Origin of the sequence: Caballeronia sp. LZ003 (genome assembly GCF_031451465.1) — a bacterium.
Lineage (GTDB): Bacteria > Pseudomonadota > Gammaproteobacteria > Burkholderiales > Burkholderiaceae > Caballeronia.
On sequence record NZ_JARUXJ010000079.1, the window covers coordinates 1 to 893 of the forward strand.

1 protein-coding gene is annotated in these 893 nt (G+C 60.0%); it reads right to left on the minus strand.

The features are described 5' to 3' along the window. Window positions 1-365: 365 nt before the first annotated feature. Window positions 366-893: IclR family transcriptional regulator C-terminal domain-containing protein (locus tag QCE79_RS33045; RefSeq protein WP_309851668.1), on the minus strand; the 528-nt coding region annotated here is incomplete at its 5' end.

An 893-nucleotide genomic window follows, 5' to 3' on the forward strand; every position in this document is an offset into this window, starting at 1 on the left:
GCATCGGTGAGACGTTCAGACGGCCGCTTCACTCTGCAAACCGTCATTCGATCGCCTTGTGCCCGCGTCGCAGTGTAGTAATCGTCGAGGCCGTGCATGCCGATGATTTCATCGCGGGAAACGCCAATGAACCCGAGTAGCAAGCCAAATTGACGGTGGGAGGCGGGGATTCTCTGCTCACGCTTCAACCGGGAAGGGATTGACGCTTGCGAACGTCGTAAGCTCAAACATGAAGCGTGCGACCGTGATCTCCACGGGCGGTCGCCATAGTGCTCAACGGTTTTAAACGGAGTCCTGCCAAGGACGATGCGGTAGTCCGCGCTCGTATATCGCACCGTGCGCCGATGATTCGGATCCTGCCCGCATCAACCACGTGCGAACAACGGAGAACTCCGGCTGGCAATCGCCATACCCTTCGCACATTCGATCACCTTCGGGGCGAGCGCGTCCATCCGTTCCGCTGTCATACGGATAGACGGTCCAGCGATACTAATCGTGCCAAGTGGCTCGCTGTTCTCGCCGAGCCGTACTACCGCGGCGATGGCACTCGTCCCAGACTCATAGGCATCAAAAACAACCGCATATCCTCGCTGGCGTGCCTGTTCAATCTGTTCAAGCAGTGCACGGAGCGATTTCGGCGCACCGGGTCCCATCTCCCGGACGCGCTCCATTCCCTGACGCGATATCAACGCCAGCGCGCGCTCCTCATCGAAAGCCGCGAGATATGCGATGCCGTTTGCCGTCGCCGGAAAGTAAATCTCGAGTCCCGCGTCCGCGTCTAGCCGCAGCCCCGTGCGAGCGCCTTGCGCCTTCGCCACCCATATCAGGTCATCTCCCTCCGCCACTGCAAGCCGGACCAGCTCTCCACTGAACTCGGCAAGGTCATCGAGCAG